Annotated in this window: 1 protein-coding gene; it reads left to right on the top strand. The window is 31.1% G+C overall.

Features of this window, described 5'->3' with window-relative positions; translation table 11 throughout:
* Nucleotides 1–257: 257 nt before the first annotated feature.
* Complete coding sequence (locus ACNI3T_RS00345; protein ID WP_418226113.1) at nt 258–812, top strand: hypothetical protein; 555 nt, start codon at nt 258–260, stop codon at nt 810–812.
* Nucleotides 813–1063 lie beyond the last annotated feature (251 nt).

Here is a 1063-nt window from a genome sequence, read left to right as displayed (position 1 = left end):
AATGAAAAAGGAGGATTAACATTTAATTTAATAGGTGCTGGAATAGGTTCAATTTTAATAGGTATTACTTTAATTTTGCGAGAAATATTTTAGTAAAAAAACGCCACATAACAACGGTTCATCGCCAATAAGCGGCAGCGTTAGTAAGAAAATAATTAACTTGACCAAAAATTAATACTAAGCCGACAAATCCGCGTCCCCTACTCCGCCAACTTGCGATAACCGAGACCGTTAGGTACAATTATCATCAAAATTCAATGAAAGAAAAAGAACTTAAAATTCTAATTAAGAAAGGTCTTCAAGATGGAGTTTCAAAATCTGACTTATATGAAGATTTAAAAGATAAATATGAAGATGACGATTCACTCAGACTCATTTTAGCATCAAACCCAACATTGGAAAATCGCAAAAACTACAAATTCTATCACTTAGTTCTTTCTGTTATTTGGGGAATATTCTTAGCAATCGAACTATTAAATATTTTAGAACTTATAGAAAAGTTTGATCTAAAATTATTCATCTCTCTAATACTATCATTTTACCTGACTATTAATATTTGGAAGCTTAATGGCAAATTTCTTTTACCAGGAATCATATGGTTCATTTTCACAATATTCAATGCATTTATATCTTTATCGGACATTCCTGAGTATGATCCAGATTTTTACTTAATGCAAAATCTAACTTTTGGTTATGTATTCATTCTCATTATTGGAATTATCTTAATGTACTATTTGAGGAAAAATGTTTTTGAGTACTTCAAGCTATTTACACCAGAAAAAAATAAGAGCAACCAAACAGTATTTGAGTAGATAACAGCACCTAACAACGGTTAATCGCCAATATGCGGCAGCGTTAGAAAGAAAATATTTAACTTGACCAACAAACTAATATTAAGCCGACAAATCCGCGTCCCTTACTCCGCCAACTGGCGATAACCGAAACCGTTGGCAATAATAGCATCGAATAACAACTCACAACTATTCTTTAAAAAAGTTATAATCCTATTGTCATATTTTCACAATTCATGTAACTAAATATAATAGAAGGTCGAAAGACATTA

It is taken from the genome of Christiangramia qingdaonensis, assembly GCF_048381525.1.
GTDB lineage: Bacteria > Bacteroidota > Bacteroidia > Flavobacteriales > Flavobacteriaceae > Christiangramia.
This window is presented reverse-complemented; position numbering and strand designations above follow the sequence as displayed.

What these genes read in the sequence shown, in the direction of transcription:
- ACNI3T_RS00345 (WP_418226113.1), top strand. Translation starts at nt 258, where the DNA reads ATGAAAGAAAAAGAACTTAAAATTCTAATTAAGAAAGGTCTTCAAGAT.